The sequence below is a fragment of the Streptomyces sp. NPDC057900 genome (assembly GCF_042887885.1).
Classification (GTDB): Bacteria; Actinomycetota; Actinomycetes; order Streptomycetales; family Streptomycetaceae; genus Streptomyces.
Genome location: NZ_JBHVOI010000003.1, coordinates 410403 through 432324, shown reverse-complemented (window position 1 = coordinate 432324; position 21922 = coordinate 410403). Strand labels below are relative to the sequence as shown.

Below are 21922 nucleotides of genomic sequence, written 5' to 3'. Positions count from 1 at the left end.
CCGGATACCGCCTGGGGCATGTCGGGAATGCATCCCCCGTAGGATCCGTTGGGTGGGGTGAGAGTCGTTGAACCGGCCCCAGTAGGCGTGGACAGTAGGCAGTCTGCAGAGACGAGGAAGAAACCCGTGAGCGACGTGCGTAATGTGATCATCATCGGCTCGGGGCCGGCGGGCTACACGGCCGCGCTGTACACCGCGCGCGCCTCTCTGAAGCCGCTGGTCTTCGAGGGTGCCGTCACCGCCGGTGGCGCGCTGATGAACACGACCGACGTGGAGAACTTCCCCGGATTCCAGGACGGAATCATGGGCCCGGAGCTCATGGACAACATGCGCGCCCAGGCCGAGCGGTTCGGTGCCGAGCTGATCCCCGACGACGTGGTCTCCGTCGACCTCACCGGTGACATCAAGACCGTCACCGACACGGCGGGCACGGTGCACCGCGCCAAGGCCGTCATCGTCACCACCGGCTCGCAGCACCGCAAGCTGGGTCTGCCCAACGAGGACGCCCTCTCCGGGCGCGGCGTCTCCTGGTGCGCGACCTGCGACGGGTTCTTCTTCAAGGACCAGGACATCGCCGTGGTCGGCGGCGGCGACACCGCGATGGAGGAGGCGACGTTCCTCTCCCGCTTCGCCAAGTCGGTCACCATCGTCCACCGCCGCGACTCGCTGCGAGCCTCCAAGGCCATGCAGGACCGCGCCTTCGCTGACCCGAAGATCAAGTTCGCCTGGGACAGCGAGGTCGCCGGGGTGCACGGCGAGCAGAAGCTTTCCGGTCTGACCCTGCGCAACACCAAGACCGGTGAGACCTCCGAGCTCCCCGTTACCGGGCTGTTCATCGCAGTCGGCCATGATCCGCGCACCGAGCTCTTCAAGGGCCAGCTCGACCTCGACGACGAGGGCTACCTCAAGGTCCAGGCCCCCTCGACGCGCACGAACCTCACCGGTGTCTTCGGCGCAGGCGATGTCGTCGACCACACCTACCGGCAGGCCATCACGGCTGCCGGCACCGGCTGCTCCGCCGCACTCGACGCCGAGCGCTTCCTTGCCGCGCTCGCCGACGACGAGAACGCCGCCGCAGCCACCGTCTGATCCAAGCCTCACCCACACCCCCGCGAAGTTAAGGAGGCCGCCGTGGCCGGCGCGCTGAAGAACGTGACTGACGACTCGTTCGACGAGGTCGTCCTGAAGAGCGACAAGCCCGTACTGGTGGACTTCTGGGCTGCCTGGTGCGGCCCGTGCCGCCAGATCGCCCCCTCCCTGGAGGCCATCGCGGCTGAGCACGGCGACCGGATCGAGATCGTCAAGCTCAACATCGACGAGAACCCGGCCACCGCTGCCAAGTACGGCGTCATGTCCATCCCGACACTGAACGTCTACCAGGGCGGCGAGGTCGCCAAGACCATCGTCGGCGCCAAGCCGAAGGCCGCGATCCTTCGCGACCTCGAAGGCTTCATCGCCGAATAAGGCAGAACCACTGCCTGATGTTTCACGTGAAACGGGCCCACCCCTCGGGGTGGGCCCGTTTCACTTTTCACGGCACGTCCATACGACACCTATGCGCGCCGCCCGAATCACAGCGGCCGCAGCACCGGCTCCTTCTGAACCGCACCCAGCAGCCGGTCCAGAGCCAGCTCCACATCTTCTTTCCACGAAAGGGTCGTCCGCAGCTCCAGCCTCAACCGCGGATGAGACGGATGTGTCCGCACGGTCTTGAAGCCCACTGCCAGCAGATGATCCGCAGGCAGCACACAGGCCGGTTCTTTCCAGCGAGCGTCCGCGAACGCCTCGATCGCCTTGAAGCCGCGGCTGAGCAGATCCTTCGCAACTGTCTGCACCATGACCCGGCCCAGGCCTTGTCCCTGGTACCCCGGCAGGATCAAGGCAGTCATCAGCTGAACGGCGTCGGGGGAGACCGGACTGGTCGGAAAGGACGCAGCCCGCGGGACATAGGCCGGCGGTGCGTAGAGGACGAAGCCGACCGGAACATCATCGACGTAGACAACGCGGCCGCAGGATCCCCACTCCAGCAGGACACCGGAGATCCAGGCCTCCTTCTCCGCCCCGGGTCTGCCGGCCTTGACCGCGGCCGCCCCGCGCACCGGATCAAGTTCCCAGAACACGCAGGAACGACAGCGCTCGGGTAGATCAGAGAGGTTGTCCAGCGTGAGCGGTGCGAGCCGACGCCCCATGAAGGCTGTTCCTCACTTCCCTCGTCCACCGCATCGCGTGCGACGGACGGTGCACTCCGTTCGCGGAGACGGATCAACTGGATGTGGCCTACCTGAACGCATCGTATCCACGACCGGATCAAGCTGACACCGAGAGAAAGCAAAGGGCGGGCTGTGTTCCGTCCTACCGGAACACAGCCCGCCCACTGTCGCTCAGAAGTCAGCTCTCGTCGTCCTCAGCCGGCTCCTCGGCCGACTCCTCCGCCGGACTGCGGTCCAGCACACGGCCTTCGCCGGGAGCGAGACTGCCGAGGATGCGGTCCAGATCCTCCATCGAGGCGAACTCGACGACGATCTTCCCCTTCTTCTGGCCGAGGTCGACCTTCACCCGGGTCTCGAAGCGGTCCGAGAGCCTGGATGCCAGATCGGACAGCGCCGGTGACAGCCGGCCGCCGGCCCTCGGCCCCTTCGCCTTGGAGGCACTCGTGGGCCTGGAGCTCATGAGCGTCACGATCTCCTCGACCGCGCGCACCGAGAGGCCCTCGGCCACGATGCGGTGTGCCAGCTTGTCCTGCTCCTCGGAGTCGTCGACCGAGAGCAGCGCACGTGCGTGTCCTGCCGAGAGCACCCCGGCAGCGACCCTTCGCTGGACCGGAGGAGAGAGCCTCAGCAGACGCAAGGTGTTGGACACCTGCGGCCGGGATCGCCCGATGCGGTCGGCCAGCTGGTCATGCGTGCACTTGAACTCCTTGAGGAGCTGGTCGTACGCTGCCGCCTCCTCCAACGGGTTGAGCTGAGCCCGGTGGAGGTTCTCCAGGAGCGCGTCCAGGAGAAGCTTCTCGTCATCCGTGGCCCGGACGATGGAAGGGATCCGCTCCAGACCCGCTTCGCGGCAGGCCCTCCAGCGCCGCTCGCCCATGATGAGCTCGAAGCGGTCGGCACCGGTCTGCCGTACGACGACCGGCTGAAGGAGACCGACCTCCTTGATGGAGGTCACCAGCTCGGCAAGCGCGTCCTCGTCGAAGACCTCTCGGGGCTGACGAGGGTTCGGCGTGATGGAGTCGAGCAGGATCTCGGCGAAGTACGCGCCTGCCACCTCACTCGGTCCGCCGGACCCGGCCGAATCCGAAACAGGAGCACTCGGCTCCGGCACCGTACCGAGCGAGGTCACCTTGGCGGCAGCCACTCCCCGCTCGGCCGTCATGACCGGACCTGTCCCGGCAGAGGACGCGCCGGACCGGGCCGACGAAGCCGGCTTCTCCTGCGGAGCGGCGGGAATCAGGGCACCGAGCCCTCGCCCCAACCCTCTACGACGCTCGCTCACTGGATCCCCTCCGAAGTGTTCTGCTGGCTGTTCCGACTGCCCGTGTGGGCCTGCTGCGCCTCGTAATGCAGTCCCACCCCGCGCAGAGCGATCTCACGTGCCGCCTCAAGATACGACAAGGAACCACTGGACCCGGGATCGTAGGTGAGCACCGTCTGCCCGTAGCTCGGCGCCTCGGAGATCCGCACCGAGCGCGGAATGCTGGTGCGCAGCACCTCCTTGCCGAAGTGGGTGCGCACCTCCTCCGCGACCTGCGACGCGAGCCTGGTCCGGCCGTCGTACATGGTGAGCAGGATCGTCGACACATGGAGCTCGGGGTTGAGGTGCCCCCGTACGAGGTCCACATTGCGCAGCAGCTGTCCGAGCCCCTCCAGTGCGTAGTACTCGCACTGGATCGGGATCAGCACCTCGGCACCGGCCACCAGGGCGTTGACGGTCAGGAGACCGAGCGAGGGCGGGCAGTCGATGAGGATGTAGTCCAGCGGCTGCTCGTAGGCCTGGATCGCCCGCTGGAGTCGACTCTCCCGCGCCACCAGCGACACCAGCTCGATCTCCGCACCGGCGAGATCAATGGTCGCTGGGGCGCAGAAGAGACCTTCGACGTCCGGGACGGGCTGAACCACGTCGGAGAGCGGCTTGCTCTCCACCAGGACGTCATAGATCGAGGGGACTTCGGCGTGGTGGTCGATGCCCAGTGCCGTGGAGGCGTTCCCCTGCGGGTCCAGGTCGACCACCAGGACACGAGCGCCGTGAAGGGCTAGTGACGCGGCAAGGTTGACCGTCGAGGTGGTCTTGCCCACCCCGCCCTTCTGGTTGGCCACCACCATGACGCGCGTCTGGTCAGGTCGTGGCAGCCCCTCGCCGGCGCGGCCAAGGGCCTCGACCGCCAGCTGGGCCGCGCGACCGATGGGTGTGTCGTCCATCGGTGGCGGTGTTTCACGTGAAACACCGTCCACCGCCGATTCGGATCGGGGACCGGGGACCGGGTCGGTCATCGGTCCCGCGATGTTGGCGTCGGACCGCAAGGATTCACTCTCCTCGACTTCAGGCTCGCAATGAGCAGAGCCTGCCATGCTTTCGGGGTCGCGAACCAGCGAGGCCCGCTCTTCTGTGGACGAATCCACTTCTGTGGACAACTCCGTAGCCCTAACGGGCCTGCGATGGCGAGGCGCGGCAGCCGCACGACCGCGGCTGATAATTCCATGCAGCAGAGAGCGACGTTTCACGTGAAACACGATGCCCCCGCAGCGTAGCTACAGGGGCACGACACTCCGCGCGGGGTACGCACACCTCCCCGCGCGAGGCACCCCCGATACACCCACTAAACGGTGCGTAACGGTCATGCGCACAGCGTGATCGGATGGATCAGCGACGACGGCGTGTCCGACTGGCCCTCGCGGCCTTGGCCCTCTTTGCGGCGAACCTCACACCACCGGGACTCTCGCCCACCACCACCCGCACCACGGTGGACATCGGATCAACGATGCCCTCACCCACCTGCAACACCTCGGTCTCCAGCACGCCGAGCTTGCTCAGGGCCGCCCGCGCACCGTTGATCTCCTCCTCGGCGGTATCGCCCTTGAGCGCCAGCATCTCGCCGTAAGGGCGAAGCAGTGGCACTCCCCAGCCCGCCAAGCGGTCCAACGGAGCCACTGCCCGAGCCGTCACCACGTGAACCGGCTGAAGCGTTCCCAGGACCTCCTCGGCCCTGCCACGGACGACCGTCACATGATCGAGCCCCAGGAGCTCGACGACCTCCTGGAGGAAGTTCGTCCTACGCAGCAGCGGCTCCAGCAGGGTGATCTTCAGATCCGGCCGCACGAGCGCCAGCGGAATGCCCGGAAGCCCGGCACCCGAGCCCACATCGCAGACCGTGACACCGTCGGGGACGACCTCGGAGAGCACCGCACAGTTCAGCAGGTGCCGCTCCCACAGCCGCGGCACCTCACGCGGCCCGATCAGCCCGCGCTTGACCCCCGCGTCGGCCAGCAGTTCCGCGTACCGGACAGCCTCGGGGAAGCATTCGCCGAACACCTCCCGGGCCTCGTCGGGCGCCTGGGGAAGCTCTACTTCCTCCGTCACGGGAACCGTCCTTCCATACCGCATTACCGCACCATGGTGGCTGACTATCAGGCTGACAAAGATCGGCCCCGCCTGCGAACAGACGGGGCCGACAGGAGAAGAGCCGGTCAGGCCGGCAGGACGACGACGAAGCGCTGCGGCTCCTCGCCCTCCGATTCGCTGCGCAGACCTGCGGCCGCGACCGCGTCGTGCACGACCTTGCGCTCGAACGGCGTCATCGGATCCAGCTTCACGGGCTCACCGGAGCTCTTGACCTCGTCCGCGGCCTTGGCACCCAGCTCGGCCAGCTCCGTACGCTTCTGCGCCCGGAACCCCCCGATGTCGAGCATCAGACGGCTCCGGTCACCGGTCTCCCGGTGCACGGCCAGCCGCGTCAGCTCCTGGAGCGCCTCCAGCACCTCACCGTCGCGGCCCACGAGCTTCTGCAGTTCACGTGCCGACTCACTGATGATCGAGACCGCGGCCCGATCGGCCTCGACGTCCATGTCGATGTCGCCGTCGAGATCGGCGATGTCGAGCAGGCCCTCAAGGTAGTCCGCTGCGATCTCCCCTTCCTGCTCAAGGCGGGTCAAGGTGTCGCTGCCCTCAGCGGCCGTGGAGGTGGTGCCTTCCGTCACGGATGGACTCCTTCTTACTTCTTGGACGGGTGCTTGGGCCGCTGCGGGCCCTTGCGCTGTCCGGACTTGGCTTGGCGTGAGGAGCCGGACGCGGGCTTGCCGCCCGCCGGCTTGGGCTTGTCGTCCTGCGATGCCTTCTTCTGCAGGGAGGTCGCGGTCCCCGACTCGCCGGAGTCGGTGTCCTTCGCCCCGCTCTGATGACCCGCAGCGGTGTGACGCTTCGCCTTGGTCTGGCGCTTGGGCTGCTGGCGCCGCTGTGCGGCTCCGGCCTCGGCGTCGGCCGCGGCGGTCTCGCTCTTGACCACCGTGCCGTCCTCCTGGGCGGCGAGACCGAGCTTGGCGAGTCCGGTGATGAACTTCCGCTCGATGTCGTTGCGGTCCGGGCCCTTGGACACGATCCGCTTGACCGTATTGCGCTTGGTCCTGCCGCGCACCTCACCGTGGGTGGTGACGCTCTTCAGCAGACGTCCCAGGTACTGGTCCTGCGCCTTGCTGCCCGGCGTGGGGTTCTGGTTGATCACGTACATCTGCTGACCCATGGTCCAGACGTTGGTGGTCAGCCAGTAGACGAGGACACCGACGGGGAAGTTGATACCCATGACGGCGAAGATCAGCGGGAAGATGTACATCAGCATCTTCTGCTGCTGCATGTACGGCGTCTTGACCGTCAGGTCGACGTTCTTCGTCATCAGCTGGCGCTGGGTGAAGAACTGCGAGGCCGACATCATCACGATCATGACCGCGGTGACGACCCGGACATCCACCAGCGAGGCGCCGAGCGCCTGGACCTTGTCCGCGCTGTCCATGAACTTGGCGGCCAGCGGAGCACCGAAGATGTGTGCCTGACGCGCGCTGTCCAGCAGCGACTGGTCGATCACACCGATCTTCTTGTTCGACGCGATGGCCGAGAGCACGTGGTACAGGGCGAAGAAGAACGGCGACTGCGCCAGGATGGGAAGGCACGAGGACAACGGGTTGGTACCCGTCTCCTTGTACAGCTTCATCATCTCTTCGGACTGACGCTGCTTGTCGCTCTTGTAGCGCTCCTGGATCGCCTTCATCTTCGGCTGGAGCACCTGCATGTTCCGCGTCGACTTGATCTGCTTGACGAACAGCGGAACAAGACAGATACGGATCAGCACCACGAGGGACACGATGGACAGACCCCAGGCCCATCCCGTGTCGGGGCCGAAGATCGCCCCGTACAACTTGTGGAACTGGACGATGACCCAGGAAACAGGCCATGTGATGAAGCTGAACAGACTGGCAATCGTGTCCACTAATCAGGCTCCTTGAGCTTTGGGCGAAGTCTCTGCGGCCGAGCTCGGAAGATCGGTGGCCGATCCCCCGGGAGGCACATCAGCGGCGGAGTCCCCGCCCTTACCGCCGCGGAAGAGATCTCGCAGCAGTTCGTGCCAACGCGGACGTTTGCGTGGGGGTACGTAATCCACGCCGCCGGGTGACCACGGATTGCATCGCAGGATGCGCCAGGCTGTCAGCGCCGTTCCCTTGATCGCTCCGTGCCGGTCGATCGCCGTATATCCATAGTGGGAACACGACGGGTAGTAACGGCAGACAGGACCGAGAAGTGGGCTGATCGTCCACTGGTACAGCTTGATGAGAGCCAGCAGCGGGTACTTCATCGCGCGCCCCCTCCCAGCAGCCGCTGGAGAGCGGCATCCAGGTCTCGGGCCAGCTGTTCATGGTCGGCGTCGCCCGCACCGGGCAACGCTCGTACGACAACCAGGCTACCGGGGGGCAGCAGGGCCAGTCGCTCTCGGACCAGATGGCGAAGCCTTCGCTTCACCGCTGTGCGGACGACCGCGCCACCCACGGCTTTGCTGACAACGAAACCCGCACGCGGCGGGGGAGCAGTCTCCCCAGTCACGTGCGGGTCCGTTGCACCGCTACGTAGATGGACGACGAGCAGCGGGCGGCCGACCCTGCGTCCTCGTCGTACCGCGGTCGCGAAGTCCTCGCGCCGCCTCAGCCGATTCTCGGTAGGCAGCACGTCATGACGACCTGTACGCGATCAGGCGGACAGGCTGGCGCGGCCCTTGCCACGGCGGGACGCGAGAATCGCGCGGCCGGCACGGGTCCGCATACGCAGGCGGAAACCGTGGGTCTTCGCGCGACGACGGTTGTTCGGCTGGAAGGTGCGCTTGCTCACTCGGGGGCTCCAGAAATGATCGTGTGTTGGCGGGACATCGCCTGGCTGTCACCGTGCGCCCACGAGAGACTCGCGTAAACGCCCTAGTGCACCGCTTCACAATCACAGATCGTGATCTTTGCCCATCGGAGGCAGGCGGCAGCAGCCATCGACAACTCGACCTGGTCACGGTACGCGCGGCTACGCCATCCGGTCAAACCGACCCTGTCGGGCCTCCCATTGTGCACAGCCTGTGGACAACGACTTGAACCGCATGGGTCGGCCCGCCTACCGTGGCTGAACTCCGGTTCTTTTTCTTCCCGCCTGCCGGTCCTCACCCATCCCGACCCATACGTCCCGAGAAACACACATTCGTGGGACCAGCGAGAGAGCGTGCCTTGTGGCTGACGTACCTGCCGATCTTGCCGCAGTGTGGCCACGAGTGCTGGAGCAACTCCTCGGGGAGGGCCAGCAGGGCATCGAACCGAAGGACAAACAGTGGATCGAGCGCTGTCAGCCGCTCGCCCTGGTCGCCGACACCGCCCTGCTCGCAGTCCCCAATGAATGGGGCAAGCGCGTCCTGGAGGGCCGGCTCGCTCCGCTCATCAGCGAGACGCTGACCCGCGAGTGCGGCCGCCCGATCCGGATCGCGATCACGGTCGACGACTCTGCGGGCGAGCCGCCGAACCCGCCGGCGCCCCCGATGCACCAGTCCCAGCAGCACCAGTCCCAGCAGCAGCACCGCTACCAGGGACCGCAGCACGACGAGCGGCAGCACAACGACGCCTACGACGGTTACGGGCACCGCCCCTCGGACGACGGCATGCCGACCGCCCGTCCCGCCTACCCCGACTACCAGCAGCAGCGCCCGGAACCCGGCGCCTGGCCGCGCACCCAGGAGGACCTCTCCTGGCAGCAGCCCCGGCTCGGCGGATACCAGGACCGCGACACCTCCGGCGAGCACTGGCGCGAGCCGTACGGCGGCGGCCGCTCCCAGCAGCAGCCCCAGCACGACTACCGCCAGCAGCCCCCCGAGCACCAGGGCTACGAGTCCCAGCGGTCCGAGCGCCGCGACATGCAGGAGCCCCAGCACCGGCAGGGCGGCGGAACGGGCCGGCCCGGCGGCGTCCCGGGACCGATGGGCGCACAGCCCGCACCCGCGCCCGGCCCCGGTGAGCCGCACGCCCGGCTGAACCCGAAGTACCTCTTCGACACCTTCGTCATCGGGGCCTCGAACCGCTTCGCGCACGCCGCGGCCGTCGCCGTCGCCGAGGCGCCCGCCAAGGCGTACAACCCGCTCTTCATCTACGGGGAGTCGGGGCTCGGCAAGACCCACCTGCTGCACGCCATCGGGCACTACGCCCGCAGCCTCTACCCGGGCACCCGGGTGCGGTACGTGAGCTCGGAGGAGTTCACCAACGAGTTCATCAACTCGATCCGCGACGGCAAGGGCGACACCTTCCGCAAGCGGTACCGCGATGTCGACATCCTGCTCGTCGACGACATCCAGTTCCTGGCGAGCAAGGAGTCGACGCAGGAGGAGTTCTTCCACACCTTCAATACGCTCCACAACGCCAACAAGCAGATCGTGCTGTCCTCCGACCGGCCGCCCAAGCAGCTGGTGACTCTGGAGGACCGGCTGCGGAATCGTTTCGAGTGGGGTCTCACCACCGATGTGCAGCCGCCGGAGCTGGAGACGCGTATCGCGATCCTCCGTAAGAAGGCGGTGCAGGAGCAGCTCAACGCTCCTCCGGAGGTGCTGGAGTTCATCGCTTCCCGTATCTCCCGCAACATCAGGGAGCTGGAGGGCGCGCTCATCCGGGTCACGGCCTTCGCCAGTCTCAACCGCCAGCCGGTGGACCTCGGGCTGACCGAGATCGTGCTGAAGGATCTGATCCCGGGCGGCGAGGACGCCGCCCCTGAGATCACGGCGCCGGCCATCATGGCGGCGACCGCCGACTACTTCGGGCTGACGGTGGAGGACCTCTGCGGATCGTCCCGCAGCCGTGTGCTCGTGACGGCGCGCCAGATCGCGATGTACCTGTGCCGTGAGCTGACGGACCTCTCGCTGCCCAAGATCGGCGCCCAGTTCGGCGGCCGCGACCATACGACCGTGATGCACGCCGACCGCAAGATCCGCGCGCTCATGGCGGAGCGGCGCTCCATCTACAACCAGGTCACCGAGCTCACCAACCGCATCAAGAACGGCTGACGGCCCACCACCTCGTCGCACAGCCGCGCCTCCGCGAGCACCGAAAGGGCGCTCCGGGACCCGAATCGGGTCCCGGAGCGCCCTTTTCAGTTGGTCCGGAGCCGCTGTGCACGAGGTTCTCGGGGCGCGGGCCCGTTCCCGCTGTTCGAATACCTGCCGCGGAGGGGCCGTTCTCCACAGATCTGGGCACAATCTCCCCTCCACAGCCTGGGGATTGAAAAGTTGTCCATACTGCTTCCACAGGCACGGCAGCCGATACTCCATCAGGCCAGCTCAGAGGCCTGGGGATTTGTGGTCAACAATGATCCACAGCCTGTGGACAAGTTTTTCGTCCACAGGGTCACGTCAACGTTGTCCACCGGCGGCCCACAGGCCGGGCCTTCTTGTCCCCAGCTTCGGCGGGCTTCTCCACACCTCTGTCCACTGTTCGGCAACACGACACCCGCCGTCACCGCCCCGAGTGAAAGGCGTCACACCAAGAGGGTCGGTTGGGCTGTGGGGAAGCTGGGTAAAGCTGGGGACAGACCTGGGGAGAAACCCCCCTGCCCTGTGTACCGGTTGTGCAGAACTTTCGGGTGTCCACAGAAACCCCGGGTTGTCCACCGGTTCCGCCCACAGGACCGGTGGACAAAAAACAGGGCCTGACCTGCGGAAACGACGTTATCCACGGTTTCCACAGGCCCTACTACTACTACTACCTCTAGTTAGCCCGGAATCCGCTTCGAAGTGGGGCCTGTGCACAACTCGGCGCCGGAGCTCCGCGGACCGCTTGTCGCGACTTGACCCCGAGCAGCACCGAGTGTCGGTGCCGTACGTCAGACTGGACCCCGGCGTCCTCCCCGTCCCATCGGTGGAGCGACCCGACCAGACGACGAAGGCCAGCAGGGCGAGCGAGCAACAGCAGGAGGCGGTTCCGGTGAAGATCCGGGTGGAGCGCGATGTACTCGCGGAGGCTGTGGCCTGGGTGGCCCGTAGCCTCCCGGCCCGGCCGCCGGCGCCCGTTCTTGCGGGGCTGCTGCTGAAGGCCGAGGACGGCGCCCTCAGCTTCTCCAGCTTCGACTACGAGGTCTCGGCACGGGTCTCGGTGGACGCCGAGATCGAGGAGGACGGCACGGTGCTGGTCTCCGGCCGGCTGCTCGCCGACATCTGCCGCGCCCTGCCCAACCGGCCGGTGGAGATTTCCACAGACGGTGTACGGGCGACGGTGGTCTGCGGCTCCTCGCGGTTCACACTCCACACCCTTCCTGTGGAGGAGTACCCCGCACTCCCCGAGATGCCGACGGCGACCGGGACGGTCCCCGGCGAGGTCTTCGCCTCCGCCGCCGCCCAGGTGGCCATCGCGGCGGGCCGCGACGACACGCTGCCCGTCCTCACCGGTGTACGCATCGAGATCGAGGGCGACACCGTCACCCTGGCCTCCACCGACCGCTACCGCTTCGCGGTCCGCGAGTTCCTCTGGAAGCCGGAGAACGCCGACGCCTCCGCCGTCGCGCTGGTCCCCGCCAAGACGCTGCTGGACACCGCCAAGGCGCTCACCAGCGGCGACACGGTCACGCTGGCGCTTTCGGGCTCCGGAGCCGGCGAGGGTCTCATCGGCTTCGAGGGCGCCGGCCGGCGGACGACCACCCGGCTGCTCGAAGGCGACCTGCCGAAGTACCGCACACTCTTCCCGACCGAGTTCAACACGGTCGCGGTCATCGAGACCGCCCCGTTCGTCGAGGCCGTCAAGCGCGTCGCGCTGGTGGCCGAGCGGAACACCCCGGTCCGGCTCAGCTTCGAGCAGGGCGTGCTGATCCTGGAGGCGGGTTCCAGCGACGACGCACAGGCTGTGGAGCGCGTCGACGCGGTCCTGGAGGGCGACGACATCTCGATCGCCTTCAACCCGACCTTCCTGCTGGACGGCCTGAGCGCGATCGACTCCCCCGTCGCCCAGCTCTCCTTCACGACATCCACGAAGCCCGCGCTGCTCAGCGGCCGCGCCGCCGTGGACGCCGAGGCGGATGACGCGTACAAGTACCTGATCATGCCGGTCCGCCTCTCGGGCTGATCCGGTCACCGGTCCTGTCACGGCAGGCCCCGACGGGCACGCTCAGCGCCGAGCATGCCCGTCGCCCTGTCCCCGGCCGGGCGTAGGCTCGGTCCTGGGTACGAATCGGCACAACGCTTAAGGAATCTCTGATGGAGATCGGTCTCGTCGGCCTCGGCAAGATGGGCGGCAACATGCGCGAGCGCATCCGCCGCGCAGGTCACACCGTCATCGGTTACGACCGCAACCCGGACGTCGCCGATGTCCACAGCCTCGAAGAGCTTGTGGGCAAGCTGAAGGGCCCCCGGGTCGTGTGGGTGATGGTCCCGGCCGGTGCCGCGACCCAGTCCACGATCGACGAGCTGGCGGAGCTGCTGTCGGCCGGTGACGTCGTGGTGGACGGCGGGAACTCCCGCTGGACCGACGACGAGAAGCACGCGGTCGAGCTCGGCATCAAGGGCATCGGCTTCGTCGACTGCGGCGTCTCCGGTGGTGTCTGGGGCCTGGAGAACGGCTACGCGCTGATGTACGGCGGCGACGCCGAGAACGTCGCGAAGGTCCAGCCGGTCTTCGACGCCCTGAAGCCCGAGGGCGACTTCGGTTCCGTCCACGCGGGCAAGGTCGGCGCCGGCCACTTCGCGAAGATGGTTCACAACGGCATCGAGTACGCCATGATGCAGGCCTACGCCGAGGGCTGGGAGCTCCTGGAGAAGGTCGACTCCGTCACCGACGTGCGCGAGGTCTTCCGCTCCTGGCAGGAGGGCACGGTCATCCGTTCCTGGCTGCTCGACCTGGCGGTCAACGCGCTGGACGACGACGAGCACCTGGACCAGCTCCGCGGTTTCGCCGCAGACTCCGGCGAGGGCCGGTGGACGGTGGAGGCCGCGATCGACAACGCCGTCCCGCTGCCCGCGATCACGGCGTCGCTCTTCGCCCGGTTCGCCTCGCGCCAGGACGACTCCCCGCAGATGAAGATGATCGCCGCACTGCGCAACCAGTTCGGCGGCCACGCGGTCGAGAACAAGAAGTAGCAGCGAAGGGGAGCGGGCCGGACCGAGTGTCCGCCCGCACCACAAAGCACGGAGCAACAGCACGGAGCAGGAAGCCGGGAAGGTCGGCGTACACCATGCATGTCACGCATCTGTCGCTGGCCGACTTCCGCTCGTACGCCCGGGTCGAGGTGCCTCTCGACCCGGGCGTCACCGCGTTCGTGGGGGCCAACGGCCAGGGCAAGACCAATCTGGTCGAGGCCATCGGCTATCTCGCGTCGCTCGGCAGCCACCGGGTCTCCTCTGACGCGCCGCTGGTGCGCATGGGCGCGGAGCGAGCCGTCATCAGGGCCGCAGTCACCCAGGGCGAGCGTTCGCAGCTGGTCGAGCTCGAACTGAATCCGGGCAAGGCCAATCGCGCCCGGATCAATAGATCGTCGCAGGTCAGGCCCCGTGACGTGCTCGGCATCGTACGGACGGTGCTGTTCGCTCCGGAGGATCTGGCGCTGGTGAAGGGCGATCCGGGCGAGCGCCGCCGGTTCCTGGACGAGCTGGTCACGGCACGGTCGCCGCGGATGGCCGGGGTCCGCTCCGACTACGAGCGGGTACTGAAGCAGCGCAACACGCTCCTGAAGTCGGCGGCGATGGCGCGCAGGCACGGCGGACGGTCGATGGACCTGTCGACGCTCGACGTCTGGGACCAGCACCTGGGCCGGGTGGGCGCCGAGCTGCTGGCGCAGCGGCTGGACCTGATCGCGACGATGCAGCCGCTGACGGACAAGGCGTACGCGGACGTGGCGCCCGGCGGCGGCCCCGTGACGCTGGAGTACCGCAGTTCGGTGGGCGCGGACGTGAGCCCCGCCCGTACCCGCGAGGAGCTGTACGGGCAGCTGATCGCGGCCCTCGCGGACGTCCGCAAGCAGGAGATCGAGCGCGGCGTGACGCTGGTCGGCCCGCACCGCGACGACCTGGTGCTCGGGCTGCGCGGGATGCCGGCCAAGGGCTACGCGAGCCACGGGGAGTCCTGGTCGTACGCGCTGGCCCTGCGGCTGGCCTCGTACGATCTGCTGCGCTCCGAGGGCAACGAGCCCGTGCTGGTCCTGGACGACGTCTTCGCCGAGTTGGACGCCCGGCGGCGTGAGCGGCTTGCCGAGCTGGTCGCGCCGGGCGAGCAGGTGCTGGTGACGGCCGCGGTGGACGACGACGTCCCGGGGGTCCTCGCGGGGACGCGGTACGCGGTGTCCGCGGGCGAGGTGGAGCGGCTGTGAGCGGCGCCGCGGACAGCCCGGAGCCGCTCCCGGAGGGACCGCGCGAGGCGGCCTCGGGAGAGGCGAAGCAGCCGGAGCCCTCCGGGGTGGACCTGGCCCGGGTGGCTCTGCGCGCGGCGAAGGAGCAGGCGCGGGCCCGCGGTGCGGCGGCGCAGCAGAAGAAGCAGGCTCGGCGGGGCGGCGGGCTGCGGTCCGGGGCGCGGGCGGACGGCCGGGATCCGCTGCCGCTGGGTGCGGCGATCAACCGGCTGATCACCGAACGCGGCTGGGAGGCGCCCGCGGCGGTGGGCGGTGTGATGGGCCGCTGGCCGCAGATCGTAGGTGATGATCTGGCCAATCATTGTGTGCCGCTGCGTTACGACGAGGATCCCGACGAGCGGGTGCTGACGGTGCAGTGCGACTCGACGGCGTGGGCGACCCAGCTGCGGCTGCTGGCGCCTCAGCTGGTGGCCCGGTTGAACGCGGATCTGGGGCACGGCACGGTGCGGATGATCAAGGTTCTGGGTCCGGGAGGACCGCAGCGGAGGTTCGGTCCGCTGCGTGCTCCGGGCAGCAGGGGACCGGGCGATACCTACGGCTGACCTGGCCTTTTACCCGTTTTCGAGACCGGTGCGGCTGTCCTTTCCAGGGGGGCCGCAGCGCGGTCCGTCCCGCTTGTTCCCGAGGCCTGTGGACGCCGTGTCGCACGGGTGCGCGGGGGTGGAAACCGCGGGGTGCGGAGCGGACGTCCCTCACCGTAGCGGGAGGTTGACAGGCCGAAGCGCTCAACGCCCGTGTGAGCCCCTTGAGGCCCCTTCCCGAATATGGGGAGTCGTCAGGCGTGGATTCAGGGCGGCACATGCGGACTCAGGTACCGGCAAACCCCCATTCGGGTCGGCGCTACCGGTAGACTGGTGGACAATCCCGCGTCCTTGCGGGATTCGTCGATACAAGCCGAACGACGCAGCCGCTCCCGCCTGCCCGGAGAACGGCCTGTGCTGTGCCAGAAAGGGCGCTTCGTGGCCGATTCCGGCAACCCCAACGAGAACATTCCGTCCATCCCCGACGGGAGCGACGCCGCTTCCGTGCCGGGCGAGGTGACCTCTCCCGCTCCGGGCGAGGTGACCACCTCGTACGACGCCAGCGCGATCACCGTGCTGGAGGGCCTGGACGCGGTCCGCAAGCGACCCGGCATGTACATCGGCTCGACCGGTGACCGCGGTCTCCACCACCTCGTCCAAGAGGTCGTCGACAACTCCGTCGACGAGGCCATGGCCGGTCACGCGGACACGATCGACGTCACGATCCTCGCCGACGGCGGGGTGCGCGTGATCGACAACGGCCGCGGCATCCCGGTCGGCATCGTGCCGTCCGAAGGCAAGCCGGCCGTCGAGGTCGTGCTCACCGTGCTGCACGCGGGCGGAAAGTTCGGCGGCGGCGGCTACGCGGTCTCCGGCGGTCTGCACGGCGTCGGTGTCTCCGTCGTCAACGCCCTGTCCACCCGGGTCGCCGTCGAGGTCAAGACCGACGGCTACCGCTGGACCCAGGACTACAAGTTCGGCGTCCCGACCGCCCCGCTGAAGCAGAACGAGGAGACCGCGGAGACGGGCACCTCCGTCACCTTCTGGGCCGACGGCGACATCTTCGAGACGACCGAGTACTCCTTCGAGACGCTCTCGCGCCGCTTCCAGGAGATGGCCTTCCTCAACAAGGGCCTCACCCTCAAGCTGACGGACGAGCGGGAGTCCGCGAAGGCCACGGCGGGCGCGGACAGCGCCGAGGCGACCGAGGTCCCCGAGGACGAGACGACCCGGACGGTCACGTACCACTACGAGAACGGCATCGTCGACTTCGTCAAGTACCTCAACTCCCGCAAGGGCGATGTCATCCACCAGTCGGTGATCGACATCGAGGCGGAGGACAAGGACCGGCTCCTCTCGGCCGAGATCGCCATGCAGTGGAACACGCAGTACAGCGAGGGCGTCTACTCCTTCGCCAACGCGATCCACACGCACGAGGGCGGCACGCACGAGGAGGGCTTCCGTGCGGCGCTGACCTCGCTGGTCAACCGGTACGCGCGCGACAAGAAGCTGCTGCGCGAGAAGGACGACAACCTCACCGGTGAGGACGTCCGCGAGGGTCTGACGGCGATCATCTCGGTGAAGCTGGGCGAGCCGCAGTTCGAGGGCCAGACGAAGACCAAGCTGGGCAACACGGAGGCCAAGACCTTCGTGCAGAAGGTCGTCCACGAGCAGCTCACGGACTGGTTCGACCGGAACCCCAACGAGGCCGCCGACATCATCCGCAAGGGCATCGCCGCCTCGACCGCCCGCGTGGCGGCCCGCAAGGCGCGTGACCTGACCCGCCGCAAGGGGCTCCTGGAGAGCGCCTCGCTGCCGGGCAAGCTGAGCGACTGCCAGTCCAACGACCCGACGAAGTGCGAGATCTTCATCGTCGAGGGTGACTCCGCCGGTGGTTCGGCGAAGTCCGGCCGTAACCCGATGTACCAGGCCATCCTGCCGATCCGAGGCAAGATCCTGAACGTCGAGAAGGCCCGGATCGACAAGATCCTCCAGAACACCGAGGTCCAGGCGCTGATCTCGGCCTTCGGCACCGGGGTCCACGAGGACTTCGACATCGAGAAGCTCCGCTATCACAAGATCATTCTGATGGCGGACGCCGACGTCGACGGACAGCACATCAACACCCTGCTGCTCACCTTCCTCTTCCGCTTCATGCGGCCGCTGGTCGAGGCCGGACACGTCTACCTCTCGCGCCCGCCGCTCTACAAGATCAAGTGGGGCCGGGACGACTTCGAGTACGCGTACTCGGACCGCGAGCGCGACGCCCTCGTGGCGCTCGGCAAGCAGAACGGCAAGCGGATCAAGGAAGACTCGATCCAGCGCTTCAAGGGCCTCGGCGAGATGAACGCGGAGGAACTCCGTGTCACCACGATGGACGTCGACCACCGTGTGCTCGGCCAGGTCACGCTCGACGACGCGGCGCAGGCCGACGACCTGTTCTCGGTGCTGATGGGTGAGGACGTCGAGGCGCGGCGCTCGTTCATCCAGCGCAACGCCAAGGACGTCCGCTTCCTCGACATCTGAGTCGGCCGTACAAGCAAGCCGCAGCCGCAGCGCGAAAGGACTTTGACCAGCAATGGCCGACGAGAACACCCCTGTCCCCGTGACGCCCGAAGAGGTTCCGCCCGTCGAGGGCGTAGGCATGCGTGTCGAGCCCGTCGGGCTTGAGACGGAGATGCAGCGCTCCTACCTCGACTACGCGATGTCCGTCATCGTCTCGCGTGCCCTGCCCGACGTGCGGGACGGCCTCAAGCCCGTCCACCGCCGGGTGCTGTACGCGATGTACGACGGCGGCTACCGGCCCGAGAAGGGCTTCTACAAGTGCGCCCGCGTCGTCGGTGACGTCATGGGTACGTACCACCCGCACGGCGATTCATCGATCTACGACGCCCTGGTGCGCCTGGCGCAGCACTGGTCGATGCGCATGCCGCTGGTCGACTCCAACGGCAACTTCGGTTCCCCGGGCAACGACCCGGCCGCCGCCATGCGGTACACCGAGTGCAAGATGATGCCGCTGTCCATGGAGATGGTCCGGGACATCGACGAGGAGACCGTCGACTTCCAGGACAACTACGACGGCCGCAACCAGGAGCCGACGGTCCTGCCGGCGCGCTTCCCGAACCTCCTGGTGAACGGTTCCGCGGGCATCGCGGTCGGCATGGCGACCAACATCCCGCCGCACAACCTGCGCGAGGTCGCCTCCGGTGCGCAGTGGTACCTGGAGCACCCGGAGGCCTCGCAGGAGGAGCTCCTGGAAGCCCTGATCGAGCGGATCAAGGGCCCGGACTTCCCGACCGGCGCCCTCGTCGTGGGCCGCAAGGGCATCGAGGAGGCGTACCGCACGGGCCGTGGCTCGATCACGATGCGCGCGGTCGTGGCGGTCGAGGAGATCCAGAACCGCCAGTGCCTGGTGGTCACGGAGCTTCCGTACCAGACCAACCCCGACAACCTCGCGCAGAAGATCGCCGACCTGGTCAAGGACGGCAAGGTCGGCGGGATCGCCGACGTCCGTGACGAGACCTCGTCGCGTACGGGTCAGCGCCTGGTCGTCGTGCTCAAGCGGGACGCGGTCGCCAAGGTCGTCCTGAACAACCTGTACAAGCACACCGACCTGCAGTCCAACTTCGGCGCCAACATGCTGGCGCTGGTGGACGGGGTGCCGCGCACCCTGTCGATCGACGCGTTCATCCGCCACTGGGTGACGCACCAGATCGAGGTCATCGTCCGGCGCACCCGGTTCCGGCTGCGCAAGGCGGAGGAGCGGGCGCACATCCTGCGCGGCCTCCTCAAGGCCCTGGACGCCATCGACGAGGTCATCGCCCTCATCCGGCGCAGCAACACCGTGGAGATCGCGCGGGAGGGCCTGATGGGCCTCCTGGAGATCGACGACATCCAGGCGAACGCGATCCTGGAGATGCAGCTGCGCCGGCTGGCCGCGCTGGAGCACCAGAAGATCACCGCCGAGCACGACGAGCTCCAGGCGAAGATCAACGAGTACAACGCGATCCTGTCCTCGCCCGAACGGCAGCGGCAGATCGTCAGCGAGGAGCTGGCGGCGATCGTCGACAAGTTCGGCGACGACCGGCGCTCCAAGCTGGTGCCCTTCGACGGTGACATGTCCATCGAGGACCTGATCGCCGAGGAGGACATCGTCGTCACGATCTCCCGCGGCGGCTACGTGAAGCGCACGAAGACGGACGACTACCGCTCGCAGAAGCGCGGCGGCAAGGGCGTACGCGGCACGAAGCTCAAGGAAGACGACATCGTCGACCACTTCTTCGTGTCGACGACGCACCACTGGCTGCTGTTCTTCACGAACAAGGGCCGGGTCTACCGGGCGAAGGCGTACGAGCTCCCGGACGCGGGCCGTGACGCACGCGGTCAGCACGTCGCCAACCTGCTGGCCTTCCAGCCGGACGAGCAGATCGCGCAGATCCTGGCGATCCGTGACTACGACGCCGCGCCGTACCTGATCCTCGCCACGAAGGGCGGTCTCGTGAAGAAGACCGCGCTGAAGGACTACGACTCCCCGCGCTCGGGCGGCGTCATCGCCATTAACCTGCGCGAGACGGCGGACGGCTCCGACGACGAGCTGATCGGCGCGGAGCTGGTGTCGTCCGAGGACGATCTGCTGCTCATCAGCAAGAAGGCCCAGTCGATCAGGTTCACCGCGACGGACGACGCGCTGCGCCCGATGGGCCGTGCCACCTCGGGTGTCAAGGGCATGAGTTTCCGCGAGGGAGACGAACTCCTCTCGATGAATGTCGTCAGGCCCGGTACTTTCGTGTTCACTGCCACTGACGGCGGGTACGCGAAGCGGACCCCCGTCGACGAGTACCGCGTCCAGGGTCGCGGCGGCCTCGGCATCAAGGCCGCCAAGATCGTGGAGGACCGGGGCTCACTGGTCGGTGCGCTGGTGGTCGAGGCTACGGATGAGATCCTTGCCATCACGCTCGGCGGTGGTGTGATTCGTACGCGAGTCAATGAAGTCAGGGAGACGGGCCGTGACACCATGGGCGTCCAACTGATCAACCTGGGCAAGCGTGATGCTGTTGTCGGCATCGCTCGTAACGCCGAGGCGGGTCGTGAGGCCGAAGAGGTCGACGGTCCCGTCGACGCCGACGGCGATGCGGCCGAGGCAGTGACAGCTGAGGCCGAGACGGCCGACGCGGCTGGTGAGAGCACTGTCGAGGGCACGACGTCCTCGACCGGGGAGCACGAGGAGTAGAGCGTGAGTGGAGCCACGGGCGCCGGTTCGGCCGCTTCCGGAGCCGGCGCGAACGGTGCCCGTGGCCCTGCCACGGACTCCCAAGGGGGCACTGTGACGGATACCCGGGGTCCTCAACCCCAGTACGAGGGCTACGCGGCCGGGCCCCTGCCCGGCGAGCGCGAGCCCGCACCGGGCCAGGCGGGCCCGTACCACCCGCCGCAGGCCTACCCCTCGCCTCCGGGCGGGACCCACGGGGGCCGCCCCCAGGGGCCCCACCAGGGCGCGGGCGCGGCTCAGGCGGCCCGCAAACCGCGGACGGGGGCGCGGACCACTCCGCGTACCCGCAAGGCGCGTCTGCGGGTGGCCAAGGCCGATCCGTGGTCGGTGATGAAGGTCAGCTTCCTGCTGTCCATCGCGCTCGGCATCTGCACGGTGGTGGCGTCGGCGGTCCTGTGGATGGTGATGGACGCGATGGGCGTCTTCTCCACCGTGGGCGGCACGATCAGCGAGGCGACCGGCTCCAACGAGGGCAGCGGCTTCGACCTGCAGTCGTTCCTGTCGCTGCCGAGGGTCCTCATCTTCACGTCGGTCATCGCCGTGATCGATGTGGTCCTGGCGACGGCGCTGGCGACGCTGGGCGCCTTCATCTACAACTTGTCGGCCGGCTTCGTGGGCGGTGTCGAGCTCACGCTGGCCGAGGACGAGTAGCGGCGCATCTATCGATTTTGGGACTGGCCCCGACGTGCGCTAATCTTCTTCACGTCAGCGCGACACAAAAGCGCGGCGGGGCTATAGCTCAGTTGGTTAGAGCGCATCCCTGATAAGGATGAGGCCACAGGTTCAAATCCTGTTAGCCCCACCAGCACGAAGGCCACCTACTCAACTGAGTAGGTGGCCTTCTGCGTGTACGGCATCCACGGAGCGGACGGCGACTTCCGGGTCGGCGACGTCCTGCGTGTGAGCTGCGGGCCGAGATCGATCCGCGGTCTCGGTTCAGGTGGAATGGTTGTAGGCATCCACGAGATGCTGGTGCGGATCATCGATATCGGCCGCTACGACCCTCCACAGGATGTGGGCCGGCTTCCCCGCCCGCACACGATGCTGGTCGTAGTGCCGGCCGACTACTCCGACGAGGCTCTGTCCGAGGATGCTGGGGACACGATCGATCTTGACTCTGCGGCCCCGCTGGCCGTCGAGCTCGTATTCCGGAGCTGATCCAAACGTGCCCTTCGTCAAGGGCGCCCGGATCATCTGACCTCAGCGGCTGACACCAACAGGGGCGTACGCGCTGTGGCCTGTGCTGTGGCCTTCTGCC

The 21922-nt window shown here is 67.6% G+C and carries 20 protein-coding genes and 1 tRNA gene; 12 read left to right on the top strand and 9 right to left on the bottom strand.

Annotation, left to right across the window (positions count from 1 at the left end):
• Positions 1-126: 126 nt before the first annotated feature.
• Entirely contained in the window at positions 127-1089 is a 963-nt protein-coding gene (gene trxB / locus ACFVQ0_RS16265; protein WP_390088454.1) for a thioredoxin-disulfide reductase, read from the top strand.
• Between the two features lie 42 nt (positions 1090-1131).
• Complete coding sequence (gene trxA / locus ACFVQ0_RS16260) at positions 1132-1464, top strand: thioredoxin (RefSeq protein WP_073733236.1); 333 nt, start codon at positions 1132-1134, stop codon at positions 1462-1464.
• A gap of 107 nt (positions 1465-1571) precedes the next feature.
• On the opposite strand, the gene ACFVQ0_RS16255 is transcribed toward trxA, so the two are convergent.
• From ACFVQ0_RS16255 to rpmH, 9 genes are all read right to left on the bottom strand, one after another.
• Positions 1572-2189 carry a GNAT family N-acetyltransferase gene (locus ACFVQ0_RS16255; RefSeq protein WP_073733237.1) on the bottom strand — a complete coding sequence of 206 codons (618 nt, stop codon included), beginning with the start codon at positions 2187-2189 and terminating at the stop codon, positions 1572-1574.
• A 199-nt stretch (positions 2190-2388) separates the two neighbouring features.
• Positions 2389-3492, bottom strand: coding sequence for a ParB/RepB/Spo0J family partition protein (locus ACFVQ0_RS16250; protein WP_390088453.1), 1104 nt, complete (start codon positions 3490-3492; stop codon positions 2389-2391).
• On the bottom strand, positions 3489-4565 hold the full coding sequence (locus tag ACFVQ0_RS16245) for a ParA family protein (protein WP_078617613.1): 1077 nt from the start codon (positions 4563-4565) through the stop codon (positions 3489-3491). The genes ACFVQ0_RS16250 and ACFVQ0_RS16245 overlap by 4 nt, the downstream gene beginning before the upstream one ends.
• Positions 4566-4857: 292 nt before the next feature.
• A complete protein-coding gene (rsmG, locus tag ACFVQ0_RS16240; protein ID WP_390088452.1) occupies positions 4858-5574 on the bottom strand; it encodes a 16S rRNA (guanine(527)-N(7))-methyltransferase RsmG in 717 nt (238 codons plus the stop codon).
• Positions 5575-5681: 107 nt separating this feature from the next.
• On the bottom strand, positions 5682-6191 hold the full coding sequence (locus tag ACFVQ0_RS16235; protein ID WP_073733240.1) for a R3H domain-containing nucleic acid-binding protein: 510 nt from the start codon (positions 6189-6191) through the stop codon (positions 5682-5684).
• A 14-nt stretch (positions 6192-6205) separates the two neighbouring features.
• Complete coding sequence (yidC, locus tag ACFVQ0_RS16230) at positions 6206-7471, bottom strand: membrane protein insertase YidC (protein ID WP_390088450.1); 1266 nt, start codon at positions 7469-7471, stop codon at positions 6206-6208.
• Between the two features lie 3 nt (positions 7472-7474).
• On the bottom strand, positions 7475-7834 hold the full coding sequence (yidD, locus tag ACFVQ0_RS16225; RefSeq protein ID WP_073733242.1) for a membrane protein insertion efficiency factor YidD: 360 nt from the start codon (positions 7832-7834) through the stop codon (positions 7475-7477).
• Entirely contained in the window at positions 7831-8202 is a 372-nt protein-coding gene (rnpA, locus tag ACFVQ0_RS16220) for a ribonuclease P protein component (protein ID WP_390088448.1), read from the bottom strand. The genes yidD and rnpA overlap by 4 nt, the downstream gene beginning before the upstream one ends.
• A gap of 21 nt (positions 8203-8223) precedes the next feature.
• Positions 8224-8361, bottom strand: a complete 138-nt coding sequence (rpmH, locus tag ACFVQ0_RS16215) for a 50S ribosomal protein L34 (RefSeq protein ID WP_010985740.1) — start codon at positions 8359-8361, stop codon at positions 8224-8226.
• 379 nt (positions 8362-8740) lie between these two features.
• On the opposite strand from rpmH, the gene dnaA reads away from it, so the two are divergent.
• From dnaA to ACFVQ0_RS16165, 10 genes are all read left to right on the top strand, one after another.
• Positions 8741-10552: a chromosomal replication initiator protein DnaA gene (gene dnaA, locus ACFVQ0_RS16210; RefSeq protein WP_327337950.1), complete on the top strand. Its 1812-nt coding sequence runs from the start codon at positions 8741-8743 to the stop codon at positions 10550-10552.
• 916 nt (positions 10553-11468) lie between these two features.
• The gene (gene dnaN, locus ACFVQ0_RS16205) at positions 11469-12599 is read left to right on the top strand and encodes a DNA polymerase III subunit beta (protein ID WP_390088873.1); all 1131 of its coding nucleotides are present in this window, start codon (positions 11469-11471) and stop codon (positions 12597-12599) included.
• Between the two features lie 131 nt (positions 12600-12730).
• Positions 12731-13609, top strand: a complete 879-nt coding sequence (gene gnd, locus ACFVQ0_RS16200; protein ID WP_073733247.1) for a phosphogluconate dehydrogenase (NAD(+)-dependent, decarboxylating) — start codon at positions 12731-12733, stop codon at positions 13607-13609.
• A 95-nt stretch (positions 13610-13704) separates the two neighbouring features.
• Complete coding sequence (recF, locus tag ACFVQ0_RS16195; protein WP_390088445.1) at positions 13705-14835, top strand: DNA replication/repair protein RecF; 1131 nt, start codon at positions 13705-13707, stop codon at positions 14833-14835.
• Positions 14832-15416 carry a DUF721 domain-containing protein gene (locus tag ACFVQ0_RS16190; RefSeq protein WP_390088443.1) on the top strand — a complete coding sequence of 195 codons (585 nt, stop codon included), beginning with the start codon at positions 14832-14834 and terminating at the stop codon, positions 15414-15416. Before recF ends, ACFVQ0_RS16190 begins: the two co-directional genes overlap by 4 nt.
• A gap of 393 nt (positions 15417-15809) precedes the next feature.
• The gene (gene gyrB / locus ACFVQ0_RS16185) at positions 15810-17921 is read left to right on the top strand and encodes a DNA topoisomerase (ATP-hydrolyzing) subunit B (RefSeq protein WP_390088441.1); all 2112 of its coding nucleotides are present in this window, start codon (positions 15810-15812) and stop codon (positions 17919-17921) included.
• Positions 17922-17973: 52 nt separating this feature from the next.
• The gene (gyrA, locus tag ACFVQ0_RS16180) at positions 17974-20625 is read left to right on the top strand and encodes a DNA gyrase subunit A (RefSeq protein ID WP_390088439.1); all 2652 of its coding nucleotides are present in this window, start codon (positions 17974-17976) and stop codon (positions 20623-20625) included.
• A 93-nt stretch (positions 20626-20718) separates the two neighbouring features.
• On the top strand, positions 20719-21315 hold the full coding sequence (locus ACFVQ0_RS16175; protein ID WP_390088437.1) for a DUF3566 domain-containing protein: 597 nt from the start codon (positions 20719-20721) through the stop codon (positions 21313-21315).
• Between the two features lie 77 nt (positions 21316-21392).
• A tRNA-Ile gene (locus ACFVQ0_RS16170) sits at positions 21393-21469 on the top strand.
• A gap of 41 nt (positions 21470-21510) precedes the next feature.
• Entirely contained in the window at positions 21511-21822 is a 312-nt protein-coding gene (locus ACFVQ0_RS16165; RefSeq protein WP_390088435.1) for a hypothetical protein, read from the top strand.
• The last annotated feature ends 100 nt before the right edge of the window (positions 21823-21922 follow it).

Bases quoted from the DNA above. Each gene is read 5' to 3' on its own strand.
- ACFVQ0_RS16255 (WP_073733237.1), bottom strand. From the start codon at position 2,189: ATGGGGCGTCGGCTCGCACCGCTCACGCTGGACAACCTCTCTGATCTA.
- ACFVQ0_RS16245 (WP_078617613.1), bottom strand. From the start codon at position 4,565: ATGGCAGGCTCTGCTCATTGCGAGCCTGAAGTCGAGGAGAGTGAATCC.
- yidD (WP_073733242.1), bottom strand. From the start codon at position 7,834: ATGAAGTACCCGCTGCTGGCTCTCATCAAGCTGTACCAGTGGACGATC.
- gnd (WP_073733247.1), top strand. From the start codon at position 12,731: ATGGAGATCGGTCTCGTCGGCCTCGGCAAGATGGGCGGCAACATGCGC.
- recF (WP_390088445.1), top strand. From the start codon at position 13,705: ATGCATGTCACGCATCTGTCGCTGGCCGACTTCCGCTCGTACGCCCGG.
- gyrA (WP_390088439.1), top strand. From the start codon at position 17,974: ATGGCCGACGAGAACACCCCTGTCCCCGTGACGCCCGAAGAGGTTCCG.